The sequence below is a fragment of the Paraburkholderia terricola genome (assembly GCF_003330825.1).
Lineage (GTDB): Bacteria > Pseudomonadota > Gammaproteobacteria > Burkholderiales > Burkholderiaceae > Paraburkholderia > Paraburkholderia terricola.
In genome coordinates this window covers 2,031,044-2,046,331 of record NZ_CP024942.1, presented here as the reverse complement: position 1 = coordinate 2,046,331, position 15,288 = coordinate 2,031,044, and the positions used below count along the sequence as shown (strand labels likewise).

Sequence of the window (15,288 nt, the reverse complement as noted above, 5' to 3'; positions counted from 1 at the left end):
TCAAAGAGACAGCCGAGTCATGTTCGCACTTGCCGACCACCTGCTGCATCCCGAGGGCACCGCTTTGCCGCGCGACGTCGATGCGAACGCCGTGGCCGCGCTGCTCGCACGCGGCATTGCTTGCCGCGCGCCGGTGAACGGCGCTGTCTACGGAACCTTGCTGAATGACCGTGCCGCGCTGAACGCACTAGGCGACGCGCTGCACGCGCCGCCATATAAAGCGCCGCCGCAAGCGCCCGTTCTGTATCTGAAGCCGCGCAACACGCTCGCCGGGCATCGCGCGCGCGTCGTCGTGCCGGACGATGCACTCGGCGTGGAAGTCGGCGCTTCGCTGGGCATCGTGATCGGCCGCACGGCAACGAGGCTGAGCGTGGCGCGTGCGTTCGATTACATCGCGGGCTATACGCTGGTCGCCGATCTGAGTGTGCCGCATGCCAGCGTGTATCGTCCTTCGGTGCGATTCCGCGCACGCGACGGCTTTTGCGTGATCGGGCCGGCGTTGGTTGCCGCGCGTCATGTTCCCGCGCCCGACGATCTCGCGATCAAGGTTTCGCTCAATGGACGCGAGATCTTCGCGGCGAGCACGGCGTCGTCGGTGCGCAAGGTGGCGCAATTGCTCGCGGACGTGACCGATTTCATGACCCTTGCCGCAGGCGATGTCATCACGCTGGGCGTGCCCTACGGATCACCCGTCGCCCATATCGGCGACACGGCCACGCTGTCCATTGGCACATGGCCGCCCCTCGACGTGTCGTTAATCGACGCACGGGAACAAGCCGGAGAACAGCCATGATGCGCGGCCGCGTTGCATATGCCGGCGCGATTCACGAAGCCTCGCCCGACGCCAACGGCGTGCGCCTCGCCGACGGCCGCGTGCGTCGCGAGGATGAGCTCGTGTGGCTCGCGCCGATCGAAGTCGGCACGATCTTCGCGCTCGGCCTGAACTACGCCGAGCACGCAAAGGAATTGCAGTTCACGAAGCAGGAAGAGCCGCTCGTGTTCCTCAAGGGACCGGGCACGGTCATCGGTCACCGTGGCGTCACGCGCCGCCCCGCCGATGTCGCCTTCATGCATTACGAGTGCGAACTCGCCGTCGTGATCGGCCGAACGGCGCAGCACGTCAAGCGCGAAAACGCCATGCGGCACGTGGCCGGCTACATGATCGCGAACGACTACGCGATCCGCGACTACCTGGAAAACTACTACCGCCCCAACCTTCGCGTGAAGAATCGCGACGGCGGCACGGTGCTGGGCCCCTGGTTCGTGGATGCGTCGGATGTCGAGGACGTCACGCAACTGGAATTGCGCACCTTCGTGAACGGCGCATTGCAGCAGCGCGGCAATACGCGCGATCTGGTCACCGATATCCCCGCGCTGATCGAATACCTGAGCAGCTTCATGACGCTCGCGCCAGGCGACGTAATCCTGACCGGCACGCCGGAAGGCATCGTCAACGTGAATGCGGGCGATGAAGTGGTCTGCGAGATCGACGGCCTGGGCCGTCTCGTCAATACGATTGCATCCGACGCGGACTTCGGCCGCGTTTGATCGAGGCTGAAAAAAGGACAAGGCAATGCGAATCGAACATCTGATCAACGGCAAATCGAGCGTTGCGCGTGACTACTTCGAGACCGTCGATCCGGCCACGCAAGAGGTGCTTGCCGAAGTCGCGCGCGGCGGCGCGGCAGAAGTGGACGCCGCGGTGCGCGCGGCCAAGGATGCGTTTCCCGCGTGGGCCGGCAAGCCCGCGGTTGAGCGCGCCAAGCTGGTGCGCAAGCTCGGCGAACTGATCGCGAAGAACGTGCCGGAGATCTCGGAGACTGAAACGAAGGACACCGGCCAGACCATCTCGCAGACCCGCAAGCAACTCGTGCCGCGCGCCGCCGACAACTTCGGCTACTTCGCCGAGATGTGCACGCGCGTCGACGGCCACACGTATCCCACCGATACGCATCTGAACTACACGCTGTTTCATCCGGTCGGCGTGTGCGCGCTGATTTCGCCGTGGAACGTGCCGTTCATGACGGCCACGTGGAAGGTCGCGCCCTGCCTCGCGTTCGGCAATACGGCCGTGTTGAAGATGAGCGAACTGTCGCCGCTCACCGCGTCGATGCTCGGCGATCTCGCGCTCGAAGCCGGCATTCCGGCCGGCGTGCTGAATGTCGTGCACGGCTTCGGCAAGGAAACCGGCGAGCCGCTGGTGGCGCATCCCGATGTGCATGCGGTGTCGTTCACCGGATCCACCGCCACCGGCAACCGCATCGTGCAAAGTGCGGGCCTGAAGAAGTTTTCGATGGAACTCGGCGGCAAGTCGCCGTTCGTGATTTTCGACGACGCCGATTTTGAACGCGCGCTCGACGCCGCCGTGTTCATGATCTTCTCGAACAACGGCGAACGCTGCACGGCGGGTTCGCGCATTCTGGTGCAGCGCTCGATTTACGCGCGCTTTGCCGCGCGTTTCATCGAACGCGCGAAGCGCCTGGCGGTGGGCGATCCGCTCGCCGACGGCACCATCATCGGACCGATGATCAGCCAGGGGCATCTGGCGAAAGTGCGCAGCTATATCGAGCTGGGTCCCAAAGAAGGCGCGACGCTCGCCTGTGGTGGCCTCGATATGCCCGACTTGCCCGAAGCCATGCGCAAAGGCAACTTCGTTGCGCCAACCGTATTCGTCGACGTCGACAACCGCATGCGAATCGCGCAGGAAGAAATCTTCGGCCCGGTCGCCTGCCTGATTCCATTCGACGACGAAGCCGATGCGATCAAGCTCGCCAACGACATCGCCTACGGCCTGTCGAGCTACATCTGGACCGAGAACACGGGCCGCGCGCATCGCGTCGCCGCCGCCGTCGAAGCGGGCATGTGTTTCGTCAACAGTCAGAACGTGCGCGATCTGCGTCAGCCGTTCGGCGGCACGAAGGCATCGGGCGTGGGCCGCGAAGGCGGCACGTGGAGTTATGAAGTGTTCCTCGAACCGAAGAACGTGTGCGTGTCGCTCGGCTCGCATCACATTCCGCGCTGGGGCGTCTGAACCGCTGTTCGACGCGCGAGCGCATCTCGCCTCGCGCCACACAAAGAAGGAGACCGCGATGGGCAAACTCGCGTTGGCAGCAAAAGTGACTCACGTCCCGTCGCTGTATCTTTCCGAACTCGACGGTCCGCACAAAGGTTGCCGCCAGGCCGCGATCGACGGTCATCATGAAATCGGCCGGCGTTGCCGCGAACTGGGTGTGGATACGATCGTCGTATTCGACGTGCACTGGCTGGTGAACAGCGAATACCACATCAATTGCGCACCGAAGTTCGAAGGCGTCTACACGAGCAATGAATTGCCGCACTTCATCAAGAACATGGCCTACGCGTATCCCGGCAATGTCGAACTCGGCAATCTGATCGCGGAAGTCGCCAACGAAATCGGCGTGAAAAGCCGCGCGCACAGCGAGACCACGCTCGATCTGGAGTACGGCACGCTGGTGCCGATGCGCTATATGAATGGCGACCAGCACTTCAAGGCAGTCTCGGTGGCGGGCTGGTGCATGTGGCACGACCTCGCGACTAGCGCGCGTTTCGGTCTCGCGGTACGCAAGGCGATCGAGGAGCGTTACGACGGCACCGTGGCGATTCTGGCGAGCGGTTCGTTGAGCCACCATTTCGCCGACAACGGCACGGCCGAGCAATTCATGCACAAGGTCTGGAGCCCGTTCCTCGAATTGATGGATCGCAAGGTGGTCGATCTCTGGGAAGCCGGCGACTGGAAAACCTTCTGCGAGATGCTGCCGCTCTACAACGAGAAATGCTGGGGCGAAGGCGGCATGCACGACACCGCGATGCTGCTCGGCGCACTCGGCTGGGACCGTTACGACGGCAAGGCGGAAGTCGTCACGCCGTATTTCGGCAGTTCGGGCACCGGCCAGATCAACGCGATCTTTCCGGTTACGCCCCTGCCCGTCTGAGTTTTGAGGAGTTCAACGTGCCGCATTTGACCTTGGAATACAGCGCCAATCTTGCCGGCGAGGAAAGCATCGGCGAATTATGCAAGACGCTGGCTCACTGCCTGGGCGCCCAGCGCGAGAATGAGCAGCATGTTTATCCGCTCGGCGGTATCCGCGTGCGCGCGTTGCGCTGCGAGCAGTACTGCATCGCCGACGGCCGGCCCGACGCCGCGTTCCTGCACGCGAACCTGAAGATCGCCGCGGGCCGCTTGCAAGCCGTTAAAAAAGCAACCGGCGACGCGTTATTCGCGTTGATCAAACAGCACTTCGCCGCCGACTTCGAACAACGGGGCCTCGCGTTATCGCTCGAACTCAATGAATTCAGCGAAGCCGGCACGTGGAAGCACAACAATCTGCACGCGCGGCTCAAGCCATAGCGCCCAGCCGAGCCGATGCAGCGGCTCATGGAGACCTCAACATGCTAGACGAACAGACCATCCGCGAGCTTGCGGCGCAACTCGATAACGCCGAGAAAACCCGCACGCAACTGCGCCACTTCTCCGCCGCGTACCCGCACATGACCGTCGAGGACGGCTACGCGATTCAGCACGAATGGGTCAAGCTCAAGCTGGCCGAGGGTCACGTAATCAAGGGCCGCAAGATCGGCCTCACGTCGCGCGCCATGCAGCGTTCGTCGCAGATCGACGAACCCGACTATGCGCCGCTGCTCGACAGCATGTTCATCGAAAGCGACCAGGACATTCGCGCGGACCGCTTCATCGCGCCGCGCGTGGAAGTGGAACTCGCGTTCATCTTGAGCAAGCCGCTGAAGGGCCCCGGCGTCACGCTGTTCGACGTGCTCGACGCCACGGCTTACGTCAGCCCCGCCGTGGAGATCATCGACGCGCGCATCGAACAGTTCGACCGCGAAACGAAAGCGCCGCGCAAGGTCTACGACACGATCTCGGACTTCGCGGCCAATGCGGGCATCGTTCTGGGCGGCCGTCCCGTGCGGCCGCTCGACGTCGATCTGCGCTGGGTCGGCGCGCTGCTGTACAAGAACGGCGCCGTGGAGGAAAGCGGTCTCGCGGCCGCGGTGCTGAATCATCCCGCCACCGGCGTCGCCTGGCTCGCCAACAAGATCGCCCGATACGACGAAGCGCTGAACGCGAACGACGTGATCCTGAGCGGCTCGTTCACGAGCCCGATTGCCGCGCGAGCCGGCGACACGTTTCATGTCGACTACGGTCCATTGGGCGGCATCGGTTTGAATTTCATTTGAGTTGGCCGACATGTCTTTACCGCACAACACCTTCAAACGCGCGTTGATCGAAGGCAAGCCGCAGTTCGGTTTATGGGCCGCGCTCGCCGACGCCTACGTCACCGAGTTGCTCGCCACCGCCGGTTTCGACTGGCTGCTGATCGACAACGAGCATGCGCCGAACGACATACGCAGCACGCTGGCGCAATTGCAGGCGGTCGCCGCGTATGCGTCGCATCCGGTGGTGCGTCCGGTGCGCAGCGACAGCGCGTTGATCAAACAGTTGCTCGACATCGGCGCGCAGACCTTGCTGCTGCCGATGATCGATACCGCCGACCAGGCAATCGATGCCGTCGCGGCGACACGCTATCCGCCGCAAGGAATTCGCGGCGTAGGCAGTGCGTTGGCGCGCGCATCGCGTTGGAACCGGATACCGGATTATCTGAACACGGCGGCACGGGAATTGTGCGTGCTGGTGCAGGTGGAAACGCTGCAAGGCATGGAAAATCTGCCGGCAATCGCGGGCGTGGAAGGGGTCGACGGCGTGTTTTTCGGTCCAGCGGATTTGAGCGCGTCGATGGGCTTGCTCGGCAAGCCGGGCGACGCGCGCGTGCGCGAAGCGATTTGCAACGGCATCGAGACGGTACGCAGCGCGGGCAAGGCGGCGGGCGTATTGGCGCCCGATTCCGCGATTGCCGCTGAGTATCTCGCGGCGGGCGCCACGTTCGTGGCGGTCGGCACGGATACCGGCTTGCTGAGCCGCGCGGCGGCGGACCTGGCCGCGTCGTATAAGCAAACCGCGGAAGCGGCGATGCCGGCGAGAGGCGGATATTGATCGAACCCGCAAACCGGAAACAGCGAACCGTACACCGCGCTAAACAGGCGGCGCACTCCGCGCCGCCCTTCGTGCATACCGTCGCCGTTCAGCGAAAGCCCCGCCTCCAGTAACGGCAAAAGCGGCTAGAACGCGTGCCGCAACCCCACCATGCCGACGAACTGCGACGGCCCCGACGAAGGCGTGGCGTTCTGCGAATCGCCGACCACCGCCACCGCGTCGACAATGCTGGTTCCGGTGGAGCCCGCCGCGATCAACGACTTGCCGCGCGCCAGTTGATACGCCTGGATTGCATAAAGCGTGGTGCGGGTTGTCAGGTTGTAGGTCTGTTCGAGCGAAATCTGGTGATAGCGCGCCGGATCGCTCACGCCGTTCGCCTTGCTCGCGCGCGTATAGCTATAGCCCGCGCCGACGGTCACCGCCGGCGAGAAGCGATACGTCGAAATCAAACCATACGTGTTGAACACCGCCTCGCTTGCGAACAGCGATCGGGAGCCCGGCGCATATTGCACATTCGAGTAGTTCACGCCGACCATCAGGTCGTCGTGCGTATAGCGGGCCGCGGCCGCGAGGAGTTGCGCGCTGTGCGCAGTCGCGTAGCCGCTGTTGACCGGCGAATTGATCGCGAAGCTGCCCAACGATTGGCTCGTCGCGATGTCGCGCAGCTTGAGGTAGCCCACGGCGACGGCGAACGGCTTGTAGTCGTAGCGGAACGCCGCGCTGAAATTGCTGCCGCTCGCGACGCTGCCGGGCACGCCGCCCAGGCCGTATTGCGCGCTGAATGCGAGGCCCGCGATAGTGGGCGACGTGTAGGTGACCGAGTTGTTGAAGCGCAGCGTGGTATCGAGCGCATCGAGGTCGCCGGGGTGCGCGCCGGTCGCGCCGGTCAGCACGCCCGTCGGTCCTAGCGCGCCGACCATCTGGAAGTACGGCGTGTACTGGCGGCCGAGTGTCAGCGTGCCGTACCGGTCGTTGCTCAGGCCGGCGTAAGCCTGCCGGTTGAAGATGAGGCCCGCGCTGCTTTGCGCGCCAGTGAGCGAATTGAAGCCGCTTTCCAGCCGGAAAATCGCCTTGGTGCCGCCGCCGATGTCTTCCGCGCCGAGCAGGCCGAACTTGCTCGCCTGCAGATTGCCCTGGCTCATATAAAAGTTCGAATGGCCACGCTGGTTGCTCACGTAGGCGAACGCGTTATCGACAACGCCGTACAACGTCACGCTGCTTTGCGCCGCCGCCTGGGTCGATAGCGCCATGCTCGCGAACGGCACGCATGACAGGGTGAAAACACGGGCGCCGATGCGCTTCATCTGGTTCATTGCTGGTGAGTCTCCGTATGTATGTGTGTGTTCGAGCAAGGCCGTTGATGCCTGCGCTCTCAGCCGTGCAGTCGCACCGTCAGATGACGCCAACCGCCTGCCGTCTCGTCGGCGATGAGTGCTCCACTCGCGCAGGTAGCCGCGCGCGTCTCGCTTGCGGGCACCAGTACCTGGACCTCCGTTTGCGCGCGCGGCAGGTGGCCTTCGCGCGCTATCGAGACGCGCAGCGCGTCGGTGTCGCTATCGATCGTGACGCGCCAACGCCCTTGCTCGCCGTTGCGCCATGCCTCGCTCTCGCCGTCGTCTTCCACGCAAGCGCCGCATGCCGTTCCGACGCTCGCGAACGGCAAGGCAATGAACGTACGCGTATCGGCAGGGCGCCCGAAGTGCTGTTCCGCGACGTTCAGCGGAATCACGCCGCCCTCGCGCAGGAGCATCACCGGCTGCTCGAACGGCGCGGGCAAGCTGACCGACTGGCCGCCTTCGAACACCTCGCCGCTCCAGTACGACGCCCAGCGCGCGCCGGCCGGCAGATACACGTCGCGCGTGCTCTGCCCCGCTTCCACCACGGGCGCGACGAGCAGCGAAGCGCCGAGCATCATGTCGTCGCCGTCGACGTAGCAGCGCGGATCGTGCGGAAACTCCGCGAACATCGGACGCAGCACCGGCTCGTATGCCGCATGCGATTGCCACAGCAGTTCGTACAGGTAGGGAATCAGCCGGTAGCGCAGCTTGATCAGCGCGGCGATTCGCGGCGTGAGTTCGGGATGTATCCACGGTTCGTTGACGGTGCCGTCGTCGTTCCACGAATGAATGCTGAAGCGCGGCAGGAAGATGCCGAACGCGACCCAGCGTGCGAACAGTTCCGGCTCCGGCGCGGGGCCGGAAAAACCGCCGATGTCATGCCCGCTGTTCGACACGCCCGACATCGCGAGACCGAGGCCCATCTTCAGGTTGTAGCGCAGCGTTTCCCACGACGTGTAGTTGTCGCCCGACCATGTCTGCACATAGCGATGCATGCCGACGCCGCCCGCGCGCGAAACGAGAAAGGGCCGGCGCCCGGGCGCATATTCGCGTTGGGCGTCGCGTGACGCGCGCATCATCAGTTGCGTTTGCAAAACCTTTGCCTGCCACGCCGGAAACGGTTCGCCGAAACCCTGCGCAATCGCGTCAGGCGTCCAGATTTCGAACTCGTTGTTGTCGTTCCACGTGGCGGCCACGCCGTGACGCAACAGGCTGTCCGTCACGCGCGCCTTCCACCAGTCGAGCGTGGCCGGATTCGTGAAGTCCAGATAGGCGCCGACTTCGTCCCAGAACTGCACCCACGCCGGCTCGCCGTCGCGCGACTCGATCAGCAGACCGGCGCGCGCCGCCTCCTCGAACGCGGGATGATCTTGCAGCAAGCAAGGCTTGACGTTCGCGCACAGGCGCACGCCTTCGTCGAGATAGCTTCGGACGAAGCCGTCGATGTCGGGAAACTTCTCGCGGTTCCAGTTGAACACATAACGCTTCGCGCCAATCGACGTATAGCCCGACGACAGATGAAACGAATCGCACAGCACGTCGTGCGCCTTGCATTCGTCGATGAATTCGGCCATGCGGTGCTGCGCATCGGGCGCGTCGGTGTAGCTCATCGTCGAACCGGAATAGCCGAGGCCCCATTTGGGCATCCATGCCGGGCGGCCGGTGAGCCACGTGAAGCGGCGCACCGCATGCAACGGCGTGCCCGCCGACGCGATGAAGTAGTAATCCAGGTCGCCGTGTTCCGCGACGAAATGCCGGTAGTGCCCGTGATAGTTATCGAGCTCGCGGCCCATGTCGAAACGGCAATCGGCCAGCGTGTCGTAGAACAGGCCGAAGCCGGTCGCCGTTTCCGGCTGCCACGTCACGTAAAAGGGAATGTGCTTGTACAGGGGGTCGGTGCTGCGCGCGCTATAGCCCATCGCGTCGATGTTGCGCATCTCGTAGCGCTGCCCCGCGCGATCGAGCGAGCCGGCCCGTTCGCCGAGGCCCACGTACATCTCGCCGCGCTGCCGTTCGACGTAGTGATACACGCGCGAATCCCACCAGCCGAAGTTGTACGCCTGGGTCTTGCGATCGCTCATGACGTGGCGCCATGCGCCGTCTTGCGCGCCGTCCCGGATCGCCCACGAGCAGAAGCCGCCGTCGCGCGCCACCGTCAAGCGGATGCAAGCGGTCTCGATCACGACACTGCGCCCGTTGTCGGACACGCTGTGCGGCGTGGCGGCGAAGCCGCTCAGGTCGCGCCGCTCGCGCCCTTCAAGCGGCACGTCCTCCATGCCAGGCGCGATCGCCCACGAGCGCGGGCCATGCAGTTCGCCATCGGGCAAGACGAGCACGCGGATGATGTCGTCGGCGAGCACGAACAGCTCGATCCGGCAGTTGTGCGCCGCCGTCAGAACGATCGTGTTGCCGGTGCGAGCGGATAGCGAGAAATGCGGACGATTTTTCAACGAAGCCATGATGTGTCTTTATCCAAGGTCAGGCGGACGCGCTCGCGCTTTGATCGGTGGGATGCGGCTGCGCGTCGCGCGACACGCCGCGCATCAGGACGATGAGCAAGGTCGCGCCGATGAGGTCGAACGCGCCGAGGGCGGCGAACAGCGGCGTATAGCCGATCGAGCCGGCGAGCTGGCCGACCAGCAGCGAAAAGCCGAGGCCGCCGATCCACGCCGCCATGCCGGCGAAGCCGCTCGCCGTGCCGACCTCGCCGGGTTCGAACACGTCGGCGGCGAGCGTGTTGACGAGCGCCGAGATCATCTGGTGCGCGAAGCCGCCGACGCAGAAGAGCGCGATCGCCTCATACGGCGACGCCACGAGTCCGATGCAGGCCGGCCCGAGCATCATGAACGCGCCGAGCACCACGCCGGCGATGCGCGAGGCGATCATCGGCATGCGGAACCGTTTCATCAGGAACGGTGAGAGATAGCCGCCGAACAGGCCGCCCAGGTCGGCGGCGAGAAACGGCAGCCACGCGAACATGGCGATGTGCTTCAGATCCATGTGGCGCTCGGTGGCGAGATAGAGCGGAATCCAGAAACTGAAGGTCTGCCATGCCGGCTCGGCGAAGAAACGCGCCTGCGCGATGGCCCAGAAACGCCGCGTGCCGAGCACCTTGCGCACGCGATGCCCGCCCTCGCCCGACAACGCAACCGGCGACTGGCCGTCGAGAATCTTGTCGCGTTCTTTCGGCGAAATGCGCGGATGGTCGGCTGGCGAGCGATACAGCGCGAACCAGACCGCCGCCCACACGAAACCCAACGCACCCGTCACGGCGAAAGCGCTCTGCCAGCCGTAGCGCAACGAGAGGAACACGACGAGCGGCGGTGCGAACAACGAACCCAGCGACGTGCCCGCATTGAAGTAGCCGACCGCCACCGAGCGCTCGCGATTCGGAAACCACTCGGCCACCACTTTCATGCCCGCGGGAATGGCGACCGCTTCCGATAGCCCCATCAGGCCGCGCAGCGCCGCCAGCGACACCCAGCCGGTCGCGAAGCCATGCAGACAGCCGACCAGCGACCACAGACACGCGAACAGCGCGAAGCCGAGCCGCAGACCGATCAGGTCGATGATCAAACCGCACACCGGCTGCATGATCGTGTAGCCGACCTGGAACGCGCCGACGACATACGAGTACTGTTTGGTGTCCATGTGCAGCAGCGTCATTAACTGCGGCGCCATCACGCCGAGCGCGTTGCGCGACAGGTAGTTGACGATCGTGCCGAGGCAAACCAGCGCGATGATCCACCAGCGTAGACCGACGATTTTTCGCAAGATGCTCCTCCATTTGTCTCGGTGCCAAGCAGCGCGCAGCGCGCCGGCAGTGATGTCCTTGTTCGCAAACGAACAATTTTTGTCCTTTTATGGTCGGACATCATATCAATTTGTTCGATCGTTGATACTCGGGTAAACCATGTTTTTCGAACGAAACATGCGGATTTCAGCGCGTAATGCCGCATGAGAGCGGGCATTCTGCCTATGTCATCTGACGACTTACGTTAATGTCAGCCGCACGCGCATGTTCATTCGAACAAAGGCGTGATCATTGACGAGCGTGGTGGAAGGGAACAGCAGAAAAGCGGGAGGAAGTCGGGACGCGGGGACTTGAAGCAGCCGGTAGAACGAAGCAGCGGACGGCTCAGTCGCTGGCGGGCCAGGGCAAGCCGAGCGCCGACCAATCCAGTTCCACCCCAATGACGGAGCGCCCGGCGGCGAACTGCACCGCCAGCGTCACCGCGATACACGGCCTGCCGCTCGCGAGGGAAAGATACGGGTTGCTCGCCACGGCAACGCCGGGCAACAGAACCGCATTCCGAAAGTAAGGCCGATGATCCCACCGGGCATCGCGAGGATTGGCCACCGGATGCAGCGAAGCGACCTCGCTACGCCACGCCGGCCCCGGCAGTTCGCGCCCGATCTGCCGGCCGGCATCGTCGAGAATGAAACAGCTCACGCAACGCTCGAACGTGGCGAGCGACGCAAACGCCTCCTCCATCGCGACGCCGCGCAGCAACGCGTCGGCGGCGAGGCGCAACGCGGACCGGTAAGGCTCGACCTCCGACTCGAACAACGCATGCTGATGCGCCCGCCCCTGCGCGATCACGTTGAACGCGTCGTCGATGCGCCGGCGCACCGACTCCGGCGGCGCGATCTCCGCGGCCGGCCGGCCGAGCAGGTAGCCTTGCGCGAAATCGACGTTCGACTCCACCGCGAGAATCAGTTCCTCGGTGGTCTCCACGCCCTCGACCACCACCAGCATCCCGGCATGATGCAGCAGCGACACGAGCTTCGGCAGGATCGGCTGCTCGATGCCGTGTCCCGTCGCGCGAATCAGTTCGCCGTCGAGCTTGACGAGGTCCGGCCGGATACGGAACAGACGGTCGAGATTCGATTGACCCGCGCCGAAATCGTCGACGGCGATCAGGAAGCCGTGCGCACGATACAAGGCCGCCGCCCGCGACATATCGTCGACGCTGCCGCCGTGCGACTCGAGAATCTCGAGAATCACCCGTTCCGGTTCTAGGCCGACCGCGCACACCATTGCCGCGAGCTTGTCGGCGTAGCCATCCGCGACGAACGTGGCCGGCAGGATGTTGAGGAAGAGCCACGCCTCGGCGGGCAATCGGGTGCGCGCGTGGGCGAGATGCACCGCGTGACTCGCGCGGTCGAGCGCGCCTTCGTCGCTGGACGGTCTCGGTGCGAACAGCACCATCGGCGGGACCAGCGTGCCGTCGTCCTGCTCGCCGCGCAGCAACGCCTCGAAGCCCACCTGCTTCTGATGCGACAAGCTATAGAGCGGCTGAAAATGCGACGCGAGATAGTAATCCTCCCACCGGTAGCGCGCCGCCGCGCCGCCTTGCGCGGATGCCTCGCCGGCAAGCAGTTGCAACGGCTCGAACGGCGGCGCGCGTTCGGCGCACACGCGGTTTCTGCCGGAGTGCTTGGCGCGCAGCAAGGCTTCGTCGGCGCGATCGAGCAGCGCCATGATGGTCTCGCCGCTGCGATGTTCAGCCACGCCGAAGCTCGCGGTCAGATAGCCGTCCGGCCGCTCGATCGCGGCAATCGCGCCGCGCAGCCGCTCGGCCGTCTGGAGCGCGCCCGTGAGACCGTCCTGCAGCAGCACCGCGAACTCCTCGCCGCCGACCCGGCTCACGCTGTCTTCGGCGGCGGTTTCCTCCATCAGCGCCTGGGCGACCTGGTACAGCACCTGGTCGCCGGCCGCATGGCCGAAACGGTCATTCAGCGATTTGAAGTTGTCGATGTCCAGAAAGATCGCGCTAACCCGCGCGCCCGGCTGCGAATTGTCGAGGCGACGCTCGGCCTGCTTGACGAACGAGCGGCGGTTTTGCAAACCGGTGAGCGGATCGGTCGCGGCGAGTTGCGCGAGCTGGCTCTCGAGCAAGAAGTGATTGCGCCGGAACCGGTAAAAGCCGAAGTGATACACGGCCGACGTCGGCATGCCGATGGCCGCGATCCACATCCACGCGACCACGTCGAGGTCGTGCGTGCGCGGCTCGCCGGACAGCAAGGCGAACGCGGCGACATAGAACAGCGCGCTGCCGACGAAGTAATGCGTTGGCGTGAGCCACAAAGGCGCGGCGCAGATGGGTATCACCACCATCGCGGGCAGCGCCCATAACAGCGGCTGCTGGACCCCGACGATATTGAGCGCAATGCCCGCCGTCAGCACCAGTGAATACGCGACGCCGACGGTGCCGAACAACCACGTCGACTTTGCGCGCGGGATCGCCAGCACCAGCAGCGCGAGCACCGGCGCGCACGTCAGCCGGTAGGCCAGCGGCACGGCCGGACCGTCGACGAGGTCGCGCGCCGCCACGAAGCAGAGGAACGCGACAACCGTGAAGGCCATCGTCACGGTCGAAAGCGGACGCTGGTGCTCCAGCGATCGCCGGTGAAAGCGTTCGCGCAAGCCTGAATCGGGCGGTTTCTGCGTTGAGGTAAAAGGCATATTGATGAATATCAGGTGGGTCCAGGTCACTCTGCCACTGTATATCGGCAATCGTATGACCAATATTTATGCCTTCACGCAAAAAAGAACCGGCAGGTTCCGGCAACGACTGGCGAGATTGTTAAAAACGCCGCTTTGCCCGAAGTAGTCGCATGCATGCGCGGGGCCGATTCAACAATTCGGTCGCGAAAGTCTTTATGCCATCGAATGAAAAAATTCAAGCCCAATCCGGCCAATAATCTTCATAGCCCTGTACGCACCAATTCCATTGCTTGGTTTTACTTTTTCCCTTTGAAATGGATTCTCCATTCATTCTATAGACTATCTCAATAAAATCCCCTGTCTTGCGATAACCAAGCCAAACATAAGAGCATGACAATGAGTGAATTTCAATCTGAATTTTTTAATCGCACCGCACAATAAAAGATGCCATTCCATAGAACGTTTTTTATTACCGATACCCTCTTCCTGTCGTAAATAATTTGGAGTATTTTCGTTTCTCGTCTGCCAAGGACATCCAGTCAGGAGGTATTAAAATGATGAAGCCCCCCCTGCAAGTCACCAAGGTTTTTAGGGCCGTTCTTCCGTGCGGGAAGCAATTCGAGGAATACGTCAACGAAATCGGGCGTCCGCGCTTCGCAATCAGTTGCGCGGGAGACGATCCGGGGGAATCTCGAACCCAACCGGGCGAATGGCTTTTCTCCAACGACATCGAATGCCTGATGCGCGTCTTCCTCGGCTGGGATGAACGCGGTATGCGGATGGAGTTCGGCATGCCCGCCATGCACGAGTCGGAACGAAGCGCCAGTTGGTACGTCGTGGGATTGCCGGAGCATTTCAATCGCGCGGCGGCCAATCTGAACAGCGACCTGCTCGGCGCGATGTGCAAGGCGATGGGCGCCGACGGAGCGCGCCGGGCCTTTCTCGAAGGCGTCTTCAACGACGCGCTCGCTTACGATTTCGTCTCCTTGCGCGCGAGCCGCTACGACAGCTTCATCGAGGAATGGAAAGCCGACGACGACAAGAACGCCCGGCCCGACCACTATCGGGCCGAGAAACACGTGGGCATCATTCTCAACGCGGGCGAGATCGACGTCGGCAGTCAGCCGCTGCAATACTGGGTCTATATCGGCCATACGAGCGGCGGGCTCAGTGCGCAACAACTCAGGGGCGCGGGGCTGAACTACGACGTGCTGCTCGGTCAGGCGTGCGTGATCAATGGGCTCGGAGAAGTGGAGCAGATTGGCCAGATCAGGATTCCGCGCCTCGTGCATTGAATCGGCGGCGCTGGCTCACACCATGCGATCACGTGATGCCGCTTTCCGGCGCGCTGCCTCGACGGTAGCGGCATCACGTGGCGCGTATAACGCGGCGAGTCGCATCTGCAAGCCGCTGTTCAATATCCTCGCCTCAATGCCTTTCGCCATCGAGTCCACCACCGGCAGTTGAAACGC

12 protein-coding genes are annotated in these 15,288 nt (G+C 63.6%); 8 read left to right on the top strand and 4 right to left on the bottom strand.

What is annotated here, in order from left to right:
- Positions 1-19 precede the first annotated feature (19 nt).
- From CUJ90_RS27720 to hpaI, 7 genes are read left to right on the top strand one after another with little or no spacing between them, the layout of a single operon-like run.
- Positions 20-793, top strand: a complete 774-nt coding sequence (locus tag CUJ90_RS27720) for a fumarylacetoacetate hydrolase family protein (protein WP_114164286.1) — start codon at positions 20-22, stop codon at positions 791-793.
- Complete coding sequence (locus CUJ90_RS27715) at positions 790-1,548, top strand: fumarylacetoacetate hydrolase family protein (RefSeq protein ID WP_114164285.1); 759 nt, start codon at positions 790-792, stop codon at positions 1,546-1,548. The genes CUJ90_RS27720 and CUJ90_RS27715 overlap by 4 nt, the downstream gene beginning before the upstream one ends.
- Positions 1,549-1,573: 25 nt before the next feature.
- Positions 1,574-3,031, top strand: a complete 1,458-nt coding sequence (gene hpaE, locus CUJ90_RS27710; RefSeq protein ID WP_114164284.1) for a 5-carboxymethyl-2-hydroxymuconate semialdehyde dehydrogenase — start codon at positions 1,574-1,576, stop codon at positions 3,029-3,031.
- A gap of 58 nt (positions 3,032-3,089) precedes the next feature.
- Entirely contained in the window at positions 3,090-3,953 is an 864-nt protein-coding gene (gene hpaD, locus CUJ90_RS27705) for a 3,4-dihydroxyphenylacetate 2,3-dioxygenase (RefSeq protein ID WP_114164283.1), read from the top strand.
- 17 nt (positions 3,954-3,970) lie between these two features.
- A complete protein-coding gene (locus CUJ90_RS27700) occupies positions 3,971-4,369 on the top strand; it encodes a 5-carboxymethyl-2-hydroxymuconate Delta-isomerase (RefSeq protein ID WP_083081104.1) in 399 nt (132 codons plus the stop codon).
- Between the two features lie 41 nt (positions 4,370-4,410).
- Positions 4,411-5,214 (top strand): 2-oxo-hept-4-ene-1,7-dioate hydratase, encoded by an 804-nt coding sequence (hpaH, locus tag CUJ90_RS27695; protein WP_114164282.1) that lies wholly within the window; start codon positions 4,411-4,413, stop codon positions 5,212-5,214.
- Between the two features lie 10 nt (positions 5,215-5,224).
- A complete protein-coding gene (gene hpaI / locus CUJ90_RS27690) occupies positions 5,225-6,028 on the top strand; it encodes a 4-hydroxy-2-oxoheptanedioate aldolase (protein WP_083082926.1) in 804 nt (267 codons plus the stop codon).
- 125 nt (positions 6,029-6,153) lie between these two features.
- Here the strand turns inward: hpaI and CUJ90_RS27685 are convergent, their stop codons facing one another.
- From CUJ90_RS27685 to CUJ90_RS27670, 4 genes are all read right to left on the bottom strand, one after another.
- Entirely contained in the window at positions 6,154-7,341 is a 1,188-nt protein-coding gene (locus tag CUJ90_RS27685) for a porin (RefSeq protein WP_073427377.1), read from the bottom strand.
- 59 nt (positions 7,342-7,400) lie between these two features.
- The gene (locus CUJ90_RS27680; RefSeq protein WP_083081107.1) at positions 7,401-9,824 is read right to left on the bottom strand and encodes a glycoside hydrolase family 31 protein; all 2,424 of its coding nucleotides are present in this window, start codon (positions 9,822-9,824) and stop codon (positions 7,401-7,403) included.
- Positions 9,825-9,843: 19 nt separating this feature from the next.
- Entirely contained in the window at positions 9,844-11,139 is a 1,296-nt protein-coding gene (locus CUJ90_RS27675) for an MFS transporter (protein ID WP_073427375.1), read from the bottom strand.
- Between the two features lie 364 nt (positions 11,140-11,503).
- Positions 11,504-13,834 (bottom strand): bifunctional diguanylate cyclase/phosphodiesterase, encoded by a 2,331-nt coding sequence (locus CUJ90_RS27670; RefSeq protein ID WP_114164281.1) that lies wholly within the window; start codon positions 13,832-13,834, stop codon positions 11,504-11,506.
- A 536-nt stretch (positions 13,835-14,370) separates the two neighbouring features.
- On the opposite strand from CUJ90_RS27670, the gene CUJ90_RS27665 reads away from it, so the two are divergent.
- Positions 14,371-15,111, top strand: coding sequence for a hypothetical protein (locus CUJ90_RS27665; RefSeq protein WP_114164280.1), 741 nt, complete (start codon positions 14,371-14,373; stop codon positions 15,109-15,111).
- Positions 15,112-15,288: the final 177 nt, after the last annotated feature.

Bases quoted from the DNA above. Each gene is read 5' to 3' on its own strand.
- hpaI (WP_083082926.1), top strand. From the start codon at position 5,225: ATGTCTTTACCGCACAACACCTTCAAACGCGCGTTGATCGAAGGCAAG.
- CUJ90_RS27685 (WP_073427377.1), bottom strand. From the start codon at position 7,341: ATGAACCAGATGAAGCGCATCGGCGCCCGTGTTTTCACCCTGTCATGC.
- CUJ90_RS27720 (WP_114164286.1), top strand. From the start codon at position 20: ATGTTCGCACTTGCCGACCACCTGCTGCATCCCGAGGGCACCGCTTTG.
- CUJ90_RS27670 (WP_114164281.1), bottom strand. From the start codon at position 13,834: ATGCCTTTTACCTCAACGCAGAAACCGCCCGATTCAGGCTTGCGCGAA.
- hpaE (WP_114164284.1), top strand. From the start codon at position 1,574: ATGCGAATCGAACATCTGATCAACGGCAAATCGAGCGTTGCGCGTGAC.
- CUJ90_RS27715 (WP_114164285.1), top strand. From the start codon at position 790: ATGATGCGCGGCCGCGTTGCATATGCCGGCGCGATTCACGAAGCCTCG.
- CUJ90_RS27665 (WP_114164280.1), top strand. From the start codon at position 14,371: ATGATGAAGCCCCCCCTGCAAGTCACCAAGGTTTTTAGGGCCGTTCTT.
- hpaH (WP_114164282.1), top strand. From the start codon at position 4,411: ATGCTAGACGAACAGACCATCCGCGAGCTTGCGGCGCAACTCGATAAC.
- CUJ90_RS27680 (WP_083081107.1), bottom strand. From the start codon at position 9,824: ATGGCTTCGTTGAAAAATCGTCCGCATTTCTCGCTATCCGCTCGCACC.
- hpaD (WP_114164283.1), top strand. From the start codon at position 3,090: ATGGGCAAACTCGCGTTGGCAGCAAAAGTGACTCACGTCCCGTCGCTG.